Origin of the sequence: Rhodococcus oxybenzonivorans (genome assembly GCF_003130705.1) — a bacterium.
Classification (GTDB): domain Bacteria; phylum Actinomycetota; class Actinomycetes; order Mycobacteriales; family Mycobacteriaceae; genus Rhodococcus_F; species Rhodococcus_F oxybenzonivorans.
Genome location: NZ_CP021354.1, coordinates 4,735,233 through 4,751,235 on the forward strand (window position 1 = coordinate 4,735,233; position 16,003 = coordinate 4,751,235).

At 66.3% G+C, this 16,003-nt stretch carries 16 protein-coding genes; 7 read left to right on the forward strand and 9 right to left on the reverse strand.

The genetic code is table 11. The features are described 5' to 3' along the window. Positions 1–11 precede the first annotated feature (11 nt). On the forward strand, positions 12–443 hold the full coding sequence (locus tag CBI38_RS22125) for a limonene-1,2-epoxide hydrolase family protein (RefSeq protein ID WP_109332224.1): 432 nt from the start codon (positions 12–14) through the stop codon (positions 441–443). An 89-nt stretch (positions 444–532) separates the two neighbouring features. On the opposite strand, the gene CBI38_RS22130 is transcribed toward CBI38_RS22125, so the two are convergent. The 3 genes from CBI38_RS22130 to CBI38_RS22140 all read right to left on the reverse strand — a co-directional run bounded on the left by CBI38_RS22130 (position 533) and on the right by CBI38_RS22140 (position 4,796). After that, positions 533–1,900, reverse strand: a complete 1,368-nt coding sequence (locus CBI38_RS22130) for a PhoH family protein (protein ID WP_109332225.1) — start codon at positions 1,898–1,900, stop codon at positions 533–535. 314 nt (positions 1,901–2,214) lie between these two features. Then, complete coding sequence (gene glyA, locus CBI38_RS22135) at positions 2,215–3,510, reverse strand: serine hydroxymethyltransferase (RefSeq protein ID WP_109332226.1); 1,296 nt, start codon at positions 3,508–3,510, stop codon at positions 2,215–2,217. Between the two features lie 80 nt (positions 3,511–3,590). Next, positions 3,591–4,796 carry a DUF885 domain-containing protein gene (locus CBI38_RS22140; RefSeq protein WP_109332227.1) on the reverse strand — a complete coding sequence of 402 codons (1,206 nt, stop codon included), beginning with the start codon at positions 4,794–4,796 and terminating at the stop codon, positions 3,591–3,593. Positions 4,797–4,965: 169 nt separating this feature from the next. Between CBI38_RS22140 and coaA the strand changes: the two genes are divergently transcribed. After that, positions 4,966–5,898 (forward strand): type I pantothenate kinase, encoded by a 933-nt coding sequence (gene coaA / locus CBI38_RS22145; protein ID WP_109332232.1) that lies wholly within the window; start codon positions 4,966–4,968, stop codon positions 5,896–5,898. Between the two features lie 12 nt (positions 5,899–5,910). Here coaA and CBI38_RS22150 read toward each other — a convergent pair whose 3' ends face one another. Beyond that, positions 5,911–6,678 (reverse strand): isoprenyl transferase, encoded by a 768-nt coding sequence (locus CBI38_RS22150; RefSeq protein ID WP_109332233.1) that lies wholly within the window; start codon positions 6,676–6,678, stop codon positions 5,911–5,913. Between the two features lie 161 nt (positions 6,679–6,839). Here CBI38_RS22150 and trhA point away from each other — a divergent pair, with 161 nt between their 5' ends. Next, on the forward strand, positions 6,840–7,511 hold the full coding sequence (gene trhA / locus CBI38_RS22155) for a PAQR family membrane homeostasis protein TrhA (protein ID WP_109332234.1): 672 nt from the start codon (positions 6,840–6,842) through the stop codon (positions 7,509–7,511). Here the strand turns inward: trhA and CBI38_RS22160 are convergent, their stop codons facing one another. Genes CBI38_RS22160 through mca form a run of 3 tightly spaced genes read right to left on the reverse strand, consistent with a single transcriptional unit; the run spans position 7,512 to position 10,740 of the window. Then, positions 7,512–9,527 (reverse strand): thioredoxin domain-containing protein, encoded by a 2,016-nt coding sequence (locus CBI38_RS22160; RefSeq protein WP_109332235.1) that lies wholly within the window; start codon positions 9,525–9,527, stop codon positions 7,512–7,514. A gap of 17 nt (positions 9,528–9,544) precedes the next feature. Next, positions 9,545–9,862 carry a hypothetical protein gene (locus tag CBI38_RS22165; RefSeq protein WP_284708783.1) on the reverse strand — a complete coding sequence of 106 codons (318 nt, stop codon included), beginning with the start codon at positions 9,860–9,862 and terminating at the stop codon, positions 9,545–9,547. Beyond that, positions 9,862–10,740 (reverse strand): mycothiol conjugate amidase Mca, encoded by an 879-nt coding sequence (mca, locus tag CBI38_RS22170; protein ID WP_109335268.1) that lies wholly within the window; start codon positions 10,738–10,740, stop codon positions 9,862–9,864. The genes CBI38_RS22165 and mca overlap by 1 nt, the downstream gene beginning before the upstream one ends. Before the next feature lie 193 nt (positions 10,741–10,933). On the opposite strand from mca, the gene CBI38_RS22175 reads away from it, so the two are divergent. Together CBI38_RS22175 and greA are read left to right on the forward strand one after the other, a co-directional pair. Then, positions 10,934–11,359, forward strand: coding sequence for a DUF4307 domain-containing protein (locus CBI38_RS22175; RefSeq protein WP_109332242.1), 426 nt, complete (start codon positions 10,934–10,936; stop codon positions 11,357–11,359). 227 nt (positions 11,360–11,586) lie between these two features. Then, on the forward strand, positions 11,587–12,081 hold the full coding sequence (greA, locus tag CBI38_RS22180) for a transcription elongation factor GreA (RefSeq protein ID WP_005238978.1): 495 nt from the start codon (positions 11,587–11,589) through the stop codon (positions 12,079–12,081). 74 nt (positions 12,082–12,155) lie between these two features. On the opposite strand, the gene CBI38_RS22185 is transcribed toward greA, so the two are convergent. Continuing rightward, complete coding sequence (locus tag CBI38_RS22185) at positions 12,156–13,520, reverse strand: C40 family peptidase (protein WP_109332243.1); 1,365 nt, start codon at positions 13,518–13,520, stop codon at positions 12,156–12,158. 254 nt (positions 13,521–13,774) lie between these two features. Here CBI38_RS22185 and CBI38_RS22190 point away from each other — a divergent pair, with 254 nt between their 5' ends. Together CBI38_RS22190 and CBI38_RS22195 are read left to right on the forward strand one after the other, a co-directional pair. After that, the gene (locus CBI38_RS22190) at positions 13,775–13,966 is read left to right on the forward strand and encodes a hypothetical protein (RefSeq protein WP_109332244.1); all 192 of its coding nucleotides are present in this window, start codon (positions 13,775–13,777) and stop codon (positions 13,964–13,966) included. 22 nt (positions 13,967–13,988) lie between these two features. Then, a complete protein-coding gene (locus CBI38_RS22195; RefSeq protein WP_109332245.1) occupies positions 13,989–14,756 on the forward strand; it encodes an FAD:protein FMN transferase in 768 nt (255 codons plus the stop codon). 8 nt (positions 14,757–14,764) lie between these two features. On the opposite strand, the gene ilvA is transcribed toward CBI38_RS22195, so the two are convergent. Beyond that, positions 14,765–15,997, reverse strand: coding sequence for a threonine ammonia-lyase (ilvA, locus tag CBI38_RS22200; protein ID WP_109332246.1), 1,233 nt, complete (start codon positions 15,995–15,997; stop codon positions 14,765–14,767). Positions 15,998–16,003 lie beyond the last annotated feature (6 nt).

Sequence of the window (16,003 nt, forward strand, 5' to 3'; positions counted from 1 at the left end):
CAGGAAGTACCATGGAACCCACTTCACAGTCTATCGATACGGTTTCACCGTCCGACACCGCCAATATTCGCGTGGTTCGCGGATTCCTCGACGCCCTCGTTGCCGGCGACCCGGATACCGCCCGCCAGTATCTGCACCCGGACATCGTGTGGCACAACGTGTCTCTGCCCAAGATTCGCGGAATCGAGTCGGTGATGCGGATACTCCGGGGGATGAGCAGGCCCGGTGTCGGGTTCGATGTCCGGTTGCATCACATCGCCGACGAAGGAACAGCAGTGCTCACCGAACGCACCGACATTCTCATCTGGAATCGGCTGCGCAGCGAATTCTGGGTGTGCGGCACCTTCGAGATCGAGGACGGCAAGATCCTCGTCTGGCGCGACTACTTCAGCAACCGGGCATTCCTGTGGGGCACGCTGAAGGGACTGGTTCGAATGTTCTGATCCGGCCCGAACGCGGCCGCCCAATGTCCCATCGGTCGAGTTCTCCTGTTCCGATGCGACATTGGGCGGACCACGCTCCCAGCCAGGAACTACGGCGTGGGCCCGAATTCCTCCAGCATCTCCGTCACGAGTGCGGCGATCGGCGAACGCTCACTGCGAGTCAGCGTGATGTGGGCGAACAACGGGTGGCCCTTCAGCTTCTCGATCACCGCCGCGACACCGTCATGGCGCCCGACCCGCAGGTTGTCGCGTTGAGCCACATCGTGCGTCAGCACCACGCGCGATCCTGTTCCCAGCCGGGACAGCACCGTGAGCAGAACGTTGCGCTCGAGGGACTGCGCCTCGTCGACGATCACGAACGAATCGTGCAGTGACCGCCCCCGAATATGGGTGAGGGGAAGAACTTCCAGCATCCCGCGACTGATAACTTCTTCCATCACCTCGGGGCTCGCCAGGCCGTCCAGGGTGTCGAACACGGCCTGGGCCCAGGGGCCCATCTTCTCACTCTCACTGCCCGGCAGGTACCCGAGTTCCTGACCGCCCACCGCGTACAACGGCCGGAAGACCACGACCTTCCGCTGAGTCCGACGCTCGAGCACCGCTTCGAGTCCCGCAGTCAACGCCAGCGCCGACTTGCCGGTGCCGGCCTTGCCGCCCAGCGACACAATGCCCACGCTGTCGTCCATGAGAAGGTCGAGGGCAATGCGCTGCTCGGCCGAGCGTCCGTGCAGGCCGAACGCTTCCCGTTCGCCTCGCACCAACTGCACCCGCTTGTCGGCGTTCACCCTGCCGAGGGCGCTCGACGAACCACCCAGAAGCCGAATACCCGTGTGACACGGCAGCTCCCGTGCCTCCTCCAGGTCGACGACACCCTCGGAGAAGAGTTCGTCGATCGACGACGACGCCACGTCGAGCTCCGCCATACCCGTCCAGCCGGAGGGAACGACGTCGTGAGCGTGGTACTCGTCGGCGGGTAAACCCACCGCGCCTGCCTTGACGCGGAGCGGGATGTCCTTGCTGACCAGGACGACGTCGCTACCCTCCGCTTCAAAATTCAGGGCACAGGCGAGGATGCGGGAATCGTTACTGTCCGTGCGGAATCCGACCGGCAGAACTGACGGGTCGGTGTGGTTGAGCTCGACCTGCAGGGTGCCACCTTCCGTTCCGATCGGCACGGGCTGGTCGAGACGGCCGTATTCCAGGCGAAGGTCGTCGAGCATGCGCAGCGATTCGCGTGCGAACCATCCCAGCTCATGATGGTGCCGTTTCCCCTCGAGTTCACTGATGACGACGAGAGGAAGCACGACACGGTGCTCACCGAACCTGGCGACGGCCCAGGGGTCGGACAGCAATACGGAGGTGTCCAATACGAACGTACGAACTCCCGAAGCCGAGTTCTTGCCGGAGGCTGCGGACGTACGTCCTGATCGGGCTGAGACGGAGCGTGATGCAGTCACGTGAGGCTCCTAGGTCTGCGCGGCACCCACGCAAACTCGGTTCGCTGGACCGGTCCGTCCCTGGTGTGTCAAACCACACGAGGGCCGGGCGCCGGCCCCCTCGTACTGAATGTTCCAGTCACGATCAGGACCTCCCGTACAAGCAACTTCCCCGCTGCCTGTTACTTCCGACGGTACTGCCAAACACGCCGGACGGCCGTGCGAGCGGCGGGCGTGTCGGTGAACATCGGGTTACGCGGAGAAGGCGCCTGCGGCGCCCGTGAGTGGTTGACGAGTCCCTGCACTCGCAGACCACTCACGGGCGGCGGAGCCGTCTAGATGAGGCGCCAGTCCTCGAGGCCCTCGTACAGCGGGAAGTCGGCGGCCAGCTTGGTCACGCGGTCGCGCAGTGACTCGACGTCGGACGAACCGGCCAGAGCCGTACCGATGATGTCGGCGACCTCGGTGAACTGCTCGTCACCGAACCCACGGGACGCGAGCGCGGCGGTGCCGATGCGCAGCCCGGAGGTGACCATCGGCGGGCGGGGATCGAACGGCACTGCGTTGCGGTTGACGGTGATGCCCACCTCGTGGAGAAGGTCCTCACCCTGCTGGCCGTCGAGCTGCGAATTGCGGAGGTCGACCAGCACGAGATGCACGTCGGTGCCGCCGGTGAGGACGCTGACACCCTTGCCGGACACGTCGGAGGCCGTCAGGCGCTCGGCGAGGATCTTCGCGCCGGTCAGTGTGCGCTGCTGACGGTCCTTGAACTCGTCGGTGCCGGCGATCTTCAGCGACACGGCCTTGGCGGCGATGGCGTGCATGAGCGGTCCACCCTGTTGTCCGGGGAAGACGGCCGAGTTGATCTTCTTCGCCCATTCCTGCTTGGCGAGAATCAGGCCGGAGCGGGGACCACCGAGGGTCTTGTGGACGGTGCTCGACACGACGTCGGCGTAGGGGACGGGCGACGGGTGCAATCCGGCCGCCACCAGGCCGGCGAAGTGCGCCATGTCGACCCACAGGTATGCACCGACCTCGTCGGCGATGGACCGGAATGCCGCGAAGTCCTGGTGTCGCGGGTAGGCGGACCAGCCGGCGACGATCACCTTCGGCTGCGCGGCGACAGCGACCTTGCGGACCTCGTCCATGTCGATACGGTGGTCTTCCTTGCTGACCCCGTACGACTCGACCTCGTAGAGCTTGCCGGAAAAGTTCAGCTTCATGCCGTGCGTGAGGTGGCCGCCGTGTGCCAGGTCGAGGCCGAGGAGCTTCTCACCCGGGCTCATCAGCGCCATCAAGACGGCGGCGTTGGCCTGCGCGCCCGAGTGCGGCTGGACGTTCGCGAAGTCGGCGCCGAACAGTTCTTTGGCACGAGTGCGCGCGAGGTCCTCGATGACGTCGACGTGCTCGCAGCCGCCGTAGTAACGGCGACCCGGGTATCCCTCGGCATACTTGTTGGTCAGCACGCTGCCCTGAGCCTGCAGCACCGCGCGGGGAACGAAGTTCTCCGAGGCGATCATTTCCAGGGTGTCGCGCTGACGGGCGAGCTCACCAGCCATGGCCTGGGCGACTTCGGGGTCGAGTTCGGCGAGGGGGGCCGTGTTGACGTCGGTACCGGGCACAGCGGTCATCGAGGAATCTCCAAGCTGGATGCGGAAACGAATGCCCCCAGTCTACGAAGAACCCGTGCGTACTTGATAACCGCCCAGTGTTAAGAAGTACTCACGGGGCGGAGGGCACTGGGAACGAGGGGTTCGTCGAGGAGCCGACGAAACCGTTCCGACCGCTCCGCGCCCACCGGGACCTCCGCCAGCCAGCCGCCGAGCAGGCGGTATCCCTCGACGTAGGTGCTGGTGTAGGCCCGCCACAGGGGCGAGGACAGGAAGCGCAGCGACTGCCGCGCCCGCTCGGGGGTCGACAGGCTCCACCGTTGCAGGAACAGGGCGACGTCGTCCGCGCTGCGGCGCTCGTCGTGCAGCATCAGCGCAGCGTCCTGGCGGACACCGAGCAGCTGACCGGACGCCGCCGACAGTCGCTGTGCCTGTTCACCGTCGAATCGCAGTCCGAGGTCGGCGTAGATTTCCTGCGCCCACAGGCCCCAGTTCTCACCGACGATGGATTCGAGCGCGAGGTCGGCAAGACCCTCGGCCATGAGGCATTGCGGGGTGTTGACGAGAAACAGCGTCTGTTCCAGCTGCCCCGCGCCGACGAGCCCCGCTTCCTTACGGCAGTGCTCGGTGTGATGGCCCGGGTATGACTCGTGCGCGATGAGCCGAGGCAGATTTGCCATGTGCTGTTTCAGGTCGGAGTTGATGGCGACCGTGGAGCGGTAGTTTCCGAGGTAGTAGTTGAAGCCCGACCACGGCTTGTCCCCGACCACCTCGTACTCGACGACCTCGGCTTCGGGCAGGGCGTAGTGCTCGCGCACCAGGTCGCGCAGGGCGCTCGAGAAGGCGTCGACGCAGTCCTTCAAACGGTCAGCCGGTATCTCGTCGGCGGCGCGGTGGGCATGGACCCGCTCGGTGAGTGTGCCGGATCCGGGCAGCACGGCGTCCATCTTGCGGTGCGCCTCGCGGTACTGCTCCTCGTCGCCGCGTGCAATGCGAACGTCGAAATAGGCGTCCACCTCGTCGACGAACCCGACGTCGTCCCCGGCGAACTTCCGTCCCGAGGATTCGAGTGCCCGCAAATGGACGTCGAGGAACCGCGTCCGCTCGTCCGACAGCCCCGCGGACGGCAATTCCGCACGCAGCGTTGCCGCTGTGCGTGCCAGTTCCCGCGGGTCCGGCCGCGGCGCGTTCTCGACCTTCCGGCGTAGCGCCGGGTCGCCGGTGTACGCATCGACGAATCCCTCTTCGAGCCGATCGAATCCCAGCCCGAGCAGCAGGTATTCGCGAACCAACGAATCCGATTCCATGTCGATCGACCTTAGTCGGACAACCGAGTGCGTGACCCGCCGACAGCTCAGCCTGTGGCACCAAGCACAATCCGACTATGCAACCGCTACTCGCCAGCGCGACGACGACGGCCGAGATTCCGGGCGTGGACGGCTCACTCCCCCAGCCGCTCGAGTGTGAGCGGAACTGATGGCCCGGGCAAGCGAATCCAGCCCGTACGTCGAATTCGACCGGAAGCAGTGGCGCACGCTGCGTAAGTCGACTCCGCTGGTGTTGACCGAGGAGGAGCTGTACGGGCTCCGAGGCCTCGGCGAGCAGATCGACCTCGAGGAGGTCGCGGAGGTGTATCTTCCGCTTTCGCGTCTGATCCACCTGCAGGTGGCTGCACGACAGCGGTTGTTCGCCGCGACCGCGACGTTCCTCGGTGAGAAGCATCCGGATCAGCAGGTGCCGTTCGTCATCGGCGTCGCGGGAAGTGTCGCGGTCGGCAAGTCGACCACGGCGCGGGTCCTGCAAGCCCTGCTCGCCCGCTGGGAACATCACCCCCGCGTCGACCTGGTGACGACGGACGGCTTCCTGTACTCCACCGACGAGCTGAACCGGCGCGGGATCATGCACCGCAAGGGTTTTCCGGAGAGTTACGACCGGCGCAAGCTGCTGCGGTTCGTCACCGAGGTGAAGTCGGGCGCCGAGGAGGTAGCCGCACCGGTCTATTCGCACATCTCTTACGACATCATCCCCGGCCAGTACCACCTGGTGCGCCAGCCGGACATTCTCATCATCGAAGGTTTGAACGTCCTGCAGACCGGTCCGCGTCTCATGGTCTCGGATCTGTTCGACTTTTCCATCTACGTCGATGCCCGCATCGAGGACATCGAGGCGTGGTACATCCAGCGCTTCCTGGCCCTGCGCCAGACGTCGTTCGCCAATCCGAACGCCCACTTCCACCACTATGCGAACCTGTCGGACCGCGACGCCACTGCTGCCGCTCAGGAGATCTGGCACAACATCAACCGACCGAACCTGGTGGAGAACATTCTGCCGACGCGCCCCCGCGCCACCCTCGTGCTGCGCAAGGACGCCAATCACTCGATCAACCGGCTGCGCCTGCGCAAGCTGTAACCGGGTGGCCGCTCAGACGCCGAATCTGCGATGCCGGGCTGCGTAGTCGCGTAGCGCGCGCAGGAAGTCGACCCGACGGAACTCGGGCCAGTACGCCTCGGTGAACCAGATCTCGGAGTAGGCGCTCTGCCACAACAGGAACCCCGACAGCCGCTGTTCTCCTGACGTACGAATCACGAGGTCGGGGTCCGGTTGACCCGACGTATAGAGATGCCCGCCGATGCCGTCGACTGTGATCGACTTCACCAACTCGTCGCCCGACAACCCGGCGAGGAGTTTCTCGCAGAGCAGCGACCGCACGGCGTCGGCGATTTCCTGCCGGCCGCCGTAGCCGACGGCGACGTTCACATGGGTGCCGGTACGGCCTTGGGTCCGCTCCGCCGCCTCCCGCAAGCGGCGCGACTGCTCGGCGGGCAGCAGATCCAGCGCACCGACGATCTTCACACTCCAGTTCTTGTCCGGTCCGGAGATCTCTTCGACTACATCGGTGATGATCTCGAGGAGGGTGTCCAGTTCCTCCGCGTCCCGGCGCAGATTCTCGGTCGAGAGGAGATAGATGGTGGCCATCTCGATCCCGGCGGCATCACACCAGCCCAGCATCTCCGAGATCTTGAGGGCACCCATCCGGTGTCCGTGGCTGACGTCGGTGAAGCCGTTTTCCCGGGCCCACCTCCGGTTGCCGTCGCACATCACCGCTATGTGCCGAGGGTGCTGCAGACCTTCGAGCCGCGCGAGCAACCGTCGCTCGTAGATGCTGTACAGCAGTCCTCGCACACTCACCGGGAGATCACCATGACAGCCAAGAGTACGCCGCTGCCGATCGCGATTCGCGATGGCGGTCACACGTAGTGCACCGTGGCCCTACCGACGGGTACGCTCTCCCCACAAGCGAACCTACGGTTCCGTAGGTTCGAGTCGCGAACAGCGAGAAGGGGTGTCCTGTGACAGCTTTCGGACTCGACGAGCTCCCGGTCAAGCCGCGTCTGCGGGGGTGGATTCACCTGTGGGCGTTCGGTATCTCGGTCATCGCCGGGCTGGTCCTCGTCCTCGTGTCCGGACTCCGAGTGTCAGCGGAAGCAGCCGTCGCCACAGCGGTCTACAGCGTCACCGTGTGCGGCGTATTCGGGGTCAGCGCCACGTATCACCGCGTGCACTGGAAGACCACGTCTGCCCGCACGTGGATGAAACGGGCGGATCACTCGATGATCTTCCTGTTCATCGCCGGCAGTTATACACCGTTCGGGCTGCTGGGCCTGCCCTCGAGCACCGGGCGCACACTGCTGATCGTCGTCTGGGCCGGTGCCTTCGCCGGCGTCGCCCTGAAGATGCTGTGGCCGACGGCGCCGCGGTGGGTCGGTGTTCCGCTCTACCTGCTCCTCGGCTGGGCGATCGTTCCGGTGGCGCCGGAGCTGACTTCCGAGGTCGGAGTCCTGCCCATGGTGTTGCTGCTCATCGGCGGCATCTTCTATTCGGTGGGCGCGGTGTTGTATGCCACGAAGTGGCCCAATCCCTGGCCGGCCACCTTCGGGCATCACGAGTTCTTCCACGCCGCCACGGTGATCGCGGCGTTGTGCCACTACATCGCCGTCTGGCTGGTCGTGTTCGGACAGTAATTACCGGCTCAACGCCTCGGCCAGGTCGTCGATGGTCGACACCGGACGATCACAGACGAACCCGCGGCACACATAGGCCGCCGCATCGCCCCCCACCAGCGGCCGGTCCGCGAGCAGCGGCGACGAATCCGGTTCGCCTCCGACCACCACCGCACCACCCGGAGCGAGTCGGCGTGCAGCGTCGAGCAGCCCGGACTCGCCGTTCGTTGCCACCGCCACCTGGATCGGCCCACGCACCGACGCCTCGGCCACGGCGAGCCAGTGTCCCGCCGACCTCGGTGCCCGTTCGAGGAGCAGCGCCACCCGGTCGAGTGACGCGGCGGCCGCGGCGGCATACCGGGCCGAGGTGCCCGCCTCCGCCACTGCCGCTGCGGTGAGCAGGGCTTCGGCCAGGCAGGAGGCACCGGACGGGGTGGCGCCGTCGACCGGGTCGCGCGGACGGGTCACCAGCGTTTCCGCGTCATCCGCCGTGTCGAACCAGCTGCCGGGCTGCTCGGCGTCCGCGAAGTGTCGCAAGGCGCGCTCCAGCAGGGCCTCGGCGGGTTCGAGCCATTCGGCGTCGCCGGTCGCCTGGAACAACGTGAGGAGTCCGGTGGCGAGGCACGCATAGTCCTCCAGAATTCCCACGGGTTCGCCCACCACCGACCCCAGCGAGGCGCGGCGCAGGCGACCGTCGACACGGTGCAGGTCCAGCACCGTCCGGGCACACTCGGCGGCAGCCGAGATCCACTCCGGCCTGCCGAGTCCGGCACCGGCCTCGGCCAGCGCCGTGATGGTCATCCCATTCCAGGCGGTGACCACTTTGTCGTCCCGGCCGGGCTGCGGCCGGGTCGTACGGTGAGCGAAGAGCGCGTTCCGCACGCGACCCCACCGCTCCCAGTCGTCCGGATCCTCGAGGAGTTGCAGCACCGACGCGCCTTCTTCGAAGGTTCCCTCCGGCATCACGGTCAGCAGTTGCGACGCCCACTCGCCGTCCTCGGCGCCCAGCACGTCGACGAGCTGTGCGGGTGTCCACACATAGGTCAGGCCCTCGACGCCTTCCGTGTCGGCGTCGAGCGCAGACGCGAACGAGCCGTTCTCCGTACGCAAGTCGCGAAGCAGGAACTGCGCAGTCTCCTCGGTGACGCGGACCGCCAGCTCCGAACCCGTTCGCCGACCGAGATGGGCATACACGCGCAGAAGCTGGGCGTTGTCGTAGAGCATCTTCTCGAAGTGCGGCACGACCCACTCGGCGTCGACCGAGTAGCGGGCAAAACCGCCGCCCAACTGGTCGTAGATCCCGCCCCGCGCCATCGCGGACGCCGTGCGCTTCACCGTCTCGAGCACCTTTGCGTTCCCGGACCGCTCGTAGGTGCGCAGCAAACCCTCCAGCAACGCAGACGGCGGAAACTTGGGTGCACCTCCGAACCCGCCCCGCGGAATGTCCTCGTCCTTCACAACGGCAGCAGCAGCCGCGTCGAGAAGCGCGGCATCCACCGCGACATCCGAAGTAGGTATGCCGCCGGCTCCGCGGCGCAGTTCCGTGGCCACCGACTCCGCGGCATTGTCGACGTCGCTGCGCCGGTCCCGCCACGTGTCGGCGATGGCGCCGAGCAGCTGGGTGAAGGACGGCATTCCGCCGCGTGGCGCGGGCGGGTAATAGGTCCCGCAGTAGAACGGTGCACCGTCGGGAGTGAGGAAGCACGTCATCGGCCAACCGCCCTGGCCCGTCATCGCCACAGTGGCGTTCATGTACACCGCGTCGAGGTCGGGACGCTCTTCCCGGTCGACCTTGATGCACACGAAGTGCTCGTTCATCAGCGACGCGACGGCGTCGTCCTCGAACGACTCGTGCGCCATCACATGACACCAGTGGCACGCGGAGTACCCGATCGACAGCAGAATCGGCACATCACGTTCACGCGCCCACTCGATGGCCTCCGGCCCCCATTGCTGCCAATGGACCGGGTTGTCGGCGTGCTGCCGCAGATAGGGGCTGGTGGACCCGCCGAGTGTGTTGCGTGCGCGTGGGTCCATGTCCAGCTCCTCTTCGACTACTGCTGCAGCTTCGGCGGATTGTCGGTGGGACCGGAGGGTCCGCTCGTGGTCCCGTTGTCCCCGTGCAGTGCGCCGCGGTCGGTGCCCTCGTCGGCTTCCTGGTCGGGTTCGGGATGATCCGGTTCGAAGGTCTCGGGCAGATTCTTCAGCTGCTTGTTCATCGAGCGCACCAGTAGCACCACGCCCGCGAGCAGAGCGAGAATGACCACCAGCCCGATCGGCGAGGCCTTACCGAACTCGGGGCCGGAGGGCGTACTGGGCGTCTGCGCCAGCAGTTCCACCGTCCCGGCGACGACACCGAGCGTCAACGACATCACTGCGACTCGTCCGGGTGAACGCCGGCGAACAGGTCGTTCTCCGGAATGGAGGTGGTGACCCGGGTCTTGGCGAGTTCGAATTCCTCGGTGGGCCAGATCTTCTGCTGGATCTCGAGCGGAACAGCGAAGAACGAACCGTTGGGGTCGATCTGGGTGGCGTGGGCGCGCAGGGCGTCGTCGCGCTGCGGGAAGTAGTCGCCGCAGGTGATCTGCGTGGTGACCCTCGCCATCAGATCACCCTGCTCGGTCTTCCACTTCTTGAGCCACTCCGCCATCGGGAATTCTTCACCGCGGCGTTCGTACTCCTCCTGGAACTGCAGGAGACGTTTACGGATGAACCCGTGCGAGTAGTAGACCTTCTGCACTTTCCACGGCTCGCCCGCGTCGGGGAACTGCTGCGGATCCGCGGCCGCCTCGTAGGCGGCCATCGACACCTCGTGGCAGCGGATGTGATCGGGATGCGGATAACCGCCGTTCTCGTCGTACGTCGTCATGACGTGGGGACGGAATTCGCGGATGGCCCGGACCAGAGCTTCGGTGGCCACCTCGAGCGGCACCAGCGCAAAGCATCCCTCCGGCAGCGGCGGCAGCGGGTCACCCTCGGGCAGTCCCGAGTCGACGAATCCCAGCCACTGGTGCTGGACACCGAGGATGCGGGCGGCCTCGGCCATCTCCTCGATGCGGACCTCGTGGATGCGGTCGCGCACGCCGGGCACGTCCATCGCCGGATTGAGGATGTCGCCGCGTTCACCCCCGGTCAACGTCACGACCCGCACTTCGTTGCCCTCGGCGGCGTAACGGGCTGTCGTCGCCGCACCCTTGCTCGACTCGTCGTCGGGATGGGCATGGACGGCCATGAGACGGAATCCGCTCACGTATTCGTTCACCTCAACTTCGCCAGTAGCCGTTGCCGGCTTGTTCGTGTCGTACGCTCTTCGTCCTCCGCCATCGCTTGACGGCGCACCGACGCACATCCTCTATAGTTCCACCCGATAGTTCCGCTTGCAGCCGTGACCCCGCTCGAGTGCTGGAAGCAGTGAGGAACTGGAGCGGTGTGAGAGCAGAGTGATGACGAGAACGCTTCCCCCCGGCCGATACACAGGTGCAGCGAAGCCTGCACGGCCGAGGCGCTGGATCGCGTGGGCGCTCGGCGCGGTCGTCGTGGTGCTCGGAGTGATCGTGGCGTTCTCGGCCTACGACAGGTTCACTATTTCCGACATCGACAGCGAAGCCACATCATTCGATCTTGTCGACGACTCGCGGCTCGACATCACCTTCACCGTCACCCGTGACGACCCTTCGCGCCCGGGGGTGTGCATCGTGCGTGCACGCTCCAAGGACGGATCCGAGACGGGACGGCGCGAGGTCTACATCGCGGGAGGGCCGCATCAGACGGTGAAGATCACGGCCCCTGTCTACACGTCCGAGCCGCCGGCCATGGGAGATGTCTACGGGTGCAGCCTGGACGTTCCGGCATATCTCACGGGTGGCTGACCAGCCGCTCCCCGAGCGACCGTTCGGGTTCTCCGCCGGTTCCGACCTTCGATCGTGCTAGAATCGGCTGATACACGGTTCCGGTTTGGAACCGTGTATTGCTGCATTGGCGGCAAGGTAGATCTGTGTTCGGCCCCGGCCGGCTGATCCGCCGAGCCGTTGATCACTGCTGTTGCAGTGGTCTGTCGAGGGAGCCCGGGGGCTCCAACTACGAGGGAGTGATCGAGATGACCGAGACCCAGGTGACCTGGCTGACCCAGGAGTCACATGACAGGCTCAAGAGCGAACTCGACCAACTCATTGCCAATCGACCCGTCATCGCCGCCGAGATCAACGAGCGACGCGAAGAGGGCGATCTCAAGGAGAACGGTGGCTACCACGCGGCCCGCGAAGAGCAGGGCCAGCAGGAAGCTCGTATCCGCCAGCTCCAGGAGTTGTTGAACAGCGCGAAGGTCGGCGAGGCACCCACCCAGTCCGGCGTGGCGTTGCCCGGCTCGGTGGTGAAGGTCTACTACGACGGCGACGAGAAGGACACCGAGACGTTCCTCATCGCCACCCGCGAAGAGGGCGCACGCGACAACAAGCTCGAGGTCTACTCCCCCAACTCACCGTTGGGTGGGGCACTGCTCGAGGCGAAGGTCGGCGAGACGCGCGAGTACACACTGCCCAACGGCAGCAGCATGAAGGTGACGCTCGTCAGCGCTGAGCCTTACCACAGCTGATACCGGCTCTGCTTCACAAAACTCCGGTCCGGGCGATGCGCCCGGACCGGAGTTTTTTGTGGTGCAGTTCGCACTCAGATGATTCTGCGAGCCTTCATGCCGGAGAACACCGCACCGATGCGCACTACGTCACCCGTGGTGGGTGCGTGGAGCATCTGGCCGTTTCCGACATAGATCGCCACGTGCCCGGGACCCCCCGACTGCCAGTTTCCGAAGAGCAGGTCGCCCGGTTTCGCCTCCGAGAGCGGGATCTCGACGCCGACGCGCCACTGAGTCTCCGAGGTCCGGGGCAGTTTGATGCCGGTGGCGGCGTAGACGGCGAACGAGGTCAGGCCGGAGCAGTCGAACCCCCCGCCGGACGGTCCGTTGATGTTGCCGCCGCCCCACACATACGGCAAGCCGATGAACCGCATCGCCATCTCGACCACCCGGCTCGGCTCCCCGGCGCCGACGCCGTAGAAGAACGGTGACAACATCCGGGCGAACGATTCTTCGAGCGACCGGATCCGTGCCACATACGGCTGGGTTTCGTGGACGTAGTCCGGTTTTCCGGCGGGCATCCCGCCCGACGTGCGCACCGCACCGGCACCGGCGTTGTAGGCCGCAAGGGTGAGGTCGAGGGTGTCCCCTTTGACCACGCCTTGTTTCTTCCAGGCGTCGATCTGCGCGTGGAGGTCGCACAGCATCTGGCCGGACGCCATCATCGGGTCGGCGACGCCGTTGATGTCCACCTTGCCGTCGCCGTCGGCGTCCTTGCCGTATTTGGCCCAGGTGCCGGGCAGAAATTGACCGGGCCCGCGGGCACCCGCCCTCGACACCGGCGAGGCCGCCCCATGTCTGAAGCCGTTCTCGACCGAGTACAGAGCGGCCAGGGTCGGCGGCTTGATTCCTTCACACAACGAGCCGGCCTTGCGGATCCAGGGGGCGAACACGGCGATGGCTCCGATCGGGGCCAGGGAGACCCCCGGAAATCCGGCAGGCACCGAGGGAATCAAGGATCCGAGGCCGCTGATGATGGCAGGGACGCCGGGGACGGCGGCCAGCCCACCGATCACGGTTTGTGCACCCGAGGCCATCGGCGCCGGGGGCTGGTCGAGCGGACTGTCGGGGAGGACGAGTGCCTGCTCGGGTCCTGGGACCGGCGGGGGCGGCGCCGGCGGTGCGTCTGCAGCAGGCGGCGCCGGAATATAGGGATCGGTAGCCTGCTTCACCACCTCGGATGCGTCGGTGACCATTTGCTCGGCTTGCAGTCGTGCTGGTTCCGGGAGAGCCGAAATGGCGTCGTTCACCTGTTTCTGAACGTCGGGAGAAGCTTGCTCTACAACTTGGATAGCGTCCGCCGCTTGGTCTTTCACTGGCTGCGGTATGTCTGCTCCTTGAACCATTGCCCCCGCTGCTGTGGTGATCGCCACGATGATCGCCGCTGCATCAACTGACATACGTGCGCTCCTCCTCCTCGGTGTGCCGAACCGAGTAGGTTCACGTTACGACGGGGTACAGCGGGCGCGGGCCGAATTCGGCAGCTTGGGCAGCAGCCATTTCGTGCGGTGAGCAGGCTTCGGGCCGTCGCACACGACCGTGCGTGCGTGTTTCCACCCGGCCCGACTGCACTCCACCCCTCTGAGCCGGCCTCGCATCGCTCTCCGAACTGATTCCCAGGTTGCTCACAGGTTCGTCGTGGAAGGTGGTGGACATGAGTGAAGATCGACGGAATGCCCGCCTGCTTCCCGTTCGACGTGCGCTCGCCGCAGCCGGGATCGCCGGGTTGGTCGCCGGTGGCGGCATCGCGGCTGCCGCGGACGCCTCTTCGCCCGACGCGGCCGTCGCCGCTCCCCTCGTCTCGGCAGGCTCCGGAACACCGGATGCGGTGTCGAGCGGATTCTGAAGACGCGGGGAGTAACCACAGCATGACCGGTGCGCGTAGCGCGACCGAATGGTCGACATGGGGTGGGCACGTGCGTGTCGTCGTCACTGACCCGGCCGCTCTCGATTCGGCCGCCAACCTGGTGCGCGGCTATCTCGCGGCAGCAGACGCCGCGGTCAATCGCGAGCGATCCGACGCCGAGATCCACTCTCTCCGGCACGGGAAGAACACCGTGACCCCACTGTTCGCCCGATTCCTCACCGATGCACTGTCGGCGGCACGGATCACGGACGGAAAGCTCGGCCCCACGTCGGCATCCACCACCCACTCCTGGCGCACCGTCGGGGTCGACGGAACTGAGGTGACGCTGCCCGAGGGAGTGCAGCTCGATCTCACGGCCACCGCTCGCGCGAGCTCGGCAGACCATTGCGCCTCGACCACCGCCGAACTCCTCAGCTGCGGCGTGTTGGTGGCCCTGGGCGGCGACATCGCCACCGCCGGACCCACGCCGCCGGGTGGGTGGCAGATACAGGTTCAAGACCTGCCGGGCGACCCCACCTGCCAGGTGTCGATTCCGTCGGGCGCGGGCGTGGCGACCGCCAGCACCGTGAAACCCCTGCGTCCCGACCCGATGGCGTTGTGGCGCACGGTGTCCGTGGTGGCCGACTGCTGCACCACCACCCACGCAACCAGTACGGCGGCGGTCGCGATGGGCGGCGGCGCCGTCAGCTGGCTGGCCGAACTGAAGCTACCCGCGCGACTGGTGGATCAGGAGTTCCGGGTGAGCACTGTCAATGGATGGCCGCACTAGCGGCGCGCTCAGTGCTGCAGCCGAACGGCGTATCCGGCGGCGTCGAGCGCGTCGAGCAGATCCTGCCGATGCCCCGGGCCACGGGTCTCCACGGTAAGGAAGACCTCCACCTCGTCCAGTGCGAGTGAGCCACCGGTCCGGGAGTGAACAACGTCGACCACGCTGGCCCCGTTCCCGCTGACCACCTCGAGGAGGCCGACCAAACCACCCGGTCGGTCCGGAATGGTCACGTGCACACCGAGATAGCGTCCCGACGCGCGCAACCCGTGGTTGACGACATGGGTCAGCAGTAGCGGGTCGACGTTGCCACCCGACAGCACGGCGCAGACCTTTCCGGTGAGGCCGAGCTCGGCCTCGGCGCAACTGATCAGTGCCGCAACCGCCGCCGCACCGGCGGGTTCGACGATGAGTTTCGCTCGCTCTAGGCACAACAGCAGGGCGCGGGACAACGCGTCCTCGCTCACCGTGACGATGGCGTCTACCTGAGTGCCGACGTGCGCGAACGGGACGTCGCCCGGTCGGCCGACCGCAATGCCGTCGGCCATCGTGGACATGTTCGCCAACGGCACGGGACGGCCTTCGGCGAGCGAAGCGGGCCACGCGGCTGCTTGCTCGGCCTGGACGCCGATGATGCGCACGTCGGGACGCAACTCCGACACCGCGGCGGCGATCCCCGCGATGAGGCCACCACCGCCCGTCGGAACGACAATGGTGCCGACGTCCGGCTCCTGCTCCAGAATTTCGAGGCCCACAGTCCCTTGACCTGCCACGATATCGACGTGGTCGAAGGGGTGAATCAGCACCGCCCCGGTCTCCGCAGCGAATTCCTTCGCCGCCACCAGGGCATCGTCCACGGTGTCACCGGTCAGATGCACGGTCGCGCCGTACGCCTTGGTTGCGACGAGTTTCGGTAGGGGTGCGCCCGTCGGCATGAAGACGGTCGACGCGATGCCCAGGTCGGTGGCCGCCCAGGCCACACCCTGGGCGTGATTACCGGCACTCGCGGCGACGACACCAGACGCGCGTTCCTCCTCGGCGAGGTTCGCGATCCGGTAATACGCACCACGCGGCTTGAAAGACCCCGTGCGCTGGAGGTTTTCGCACTTGAGCGACACCTCGTGCCCGCATCGCTCGGACAACGCCCTCGATGCGATCACCGGCGTCCGGCGCATCACGGGGGCCAGCAGCCTACGGGCTGCCCTGATCTGCTCGAGCGTGACGGATTCCACGCGGGCCAGCATAGGGCG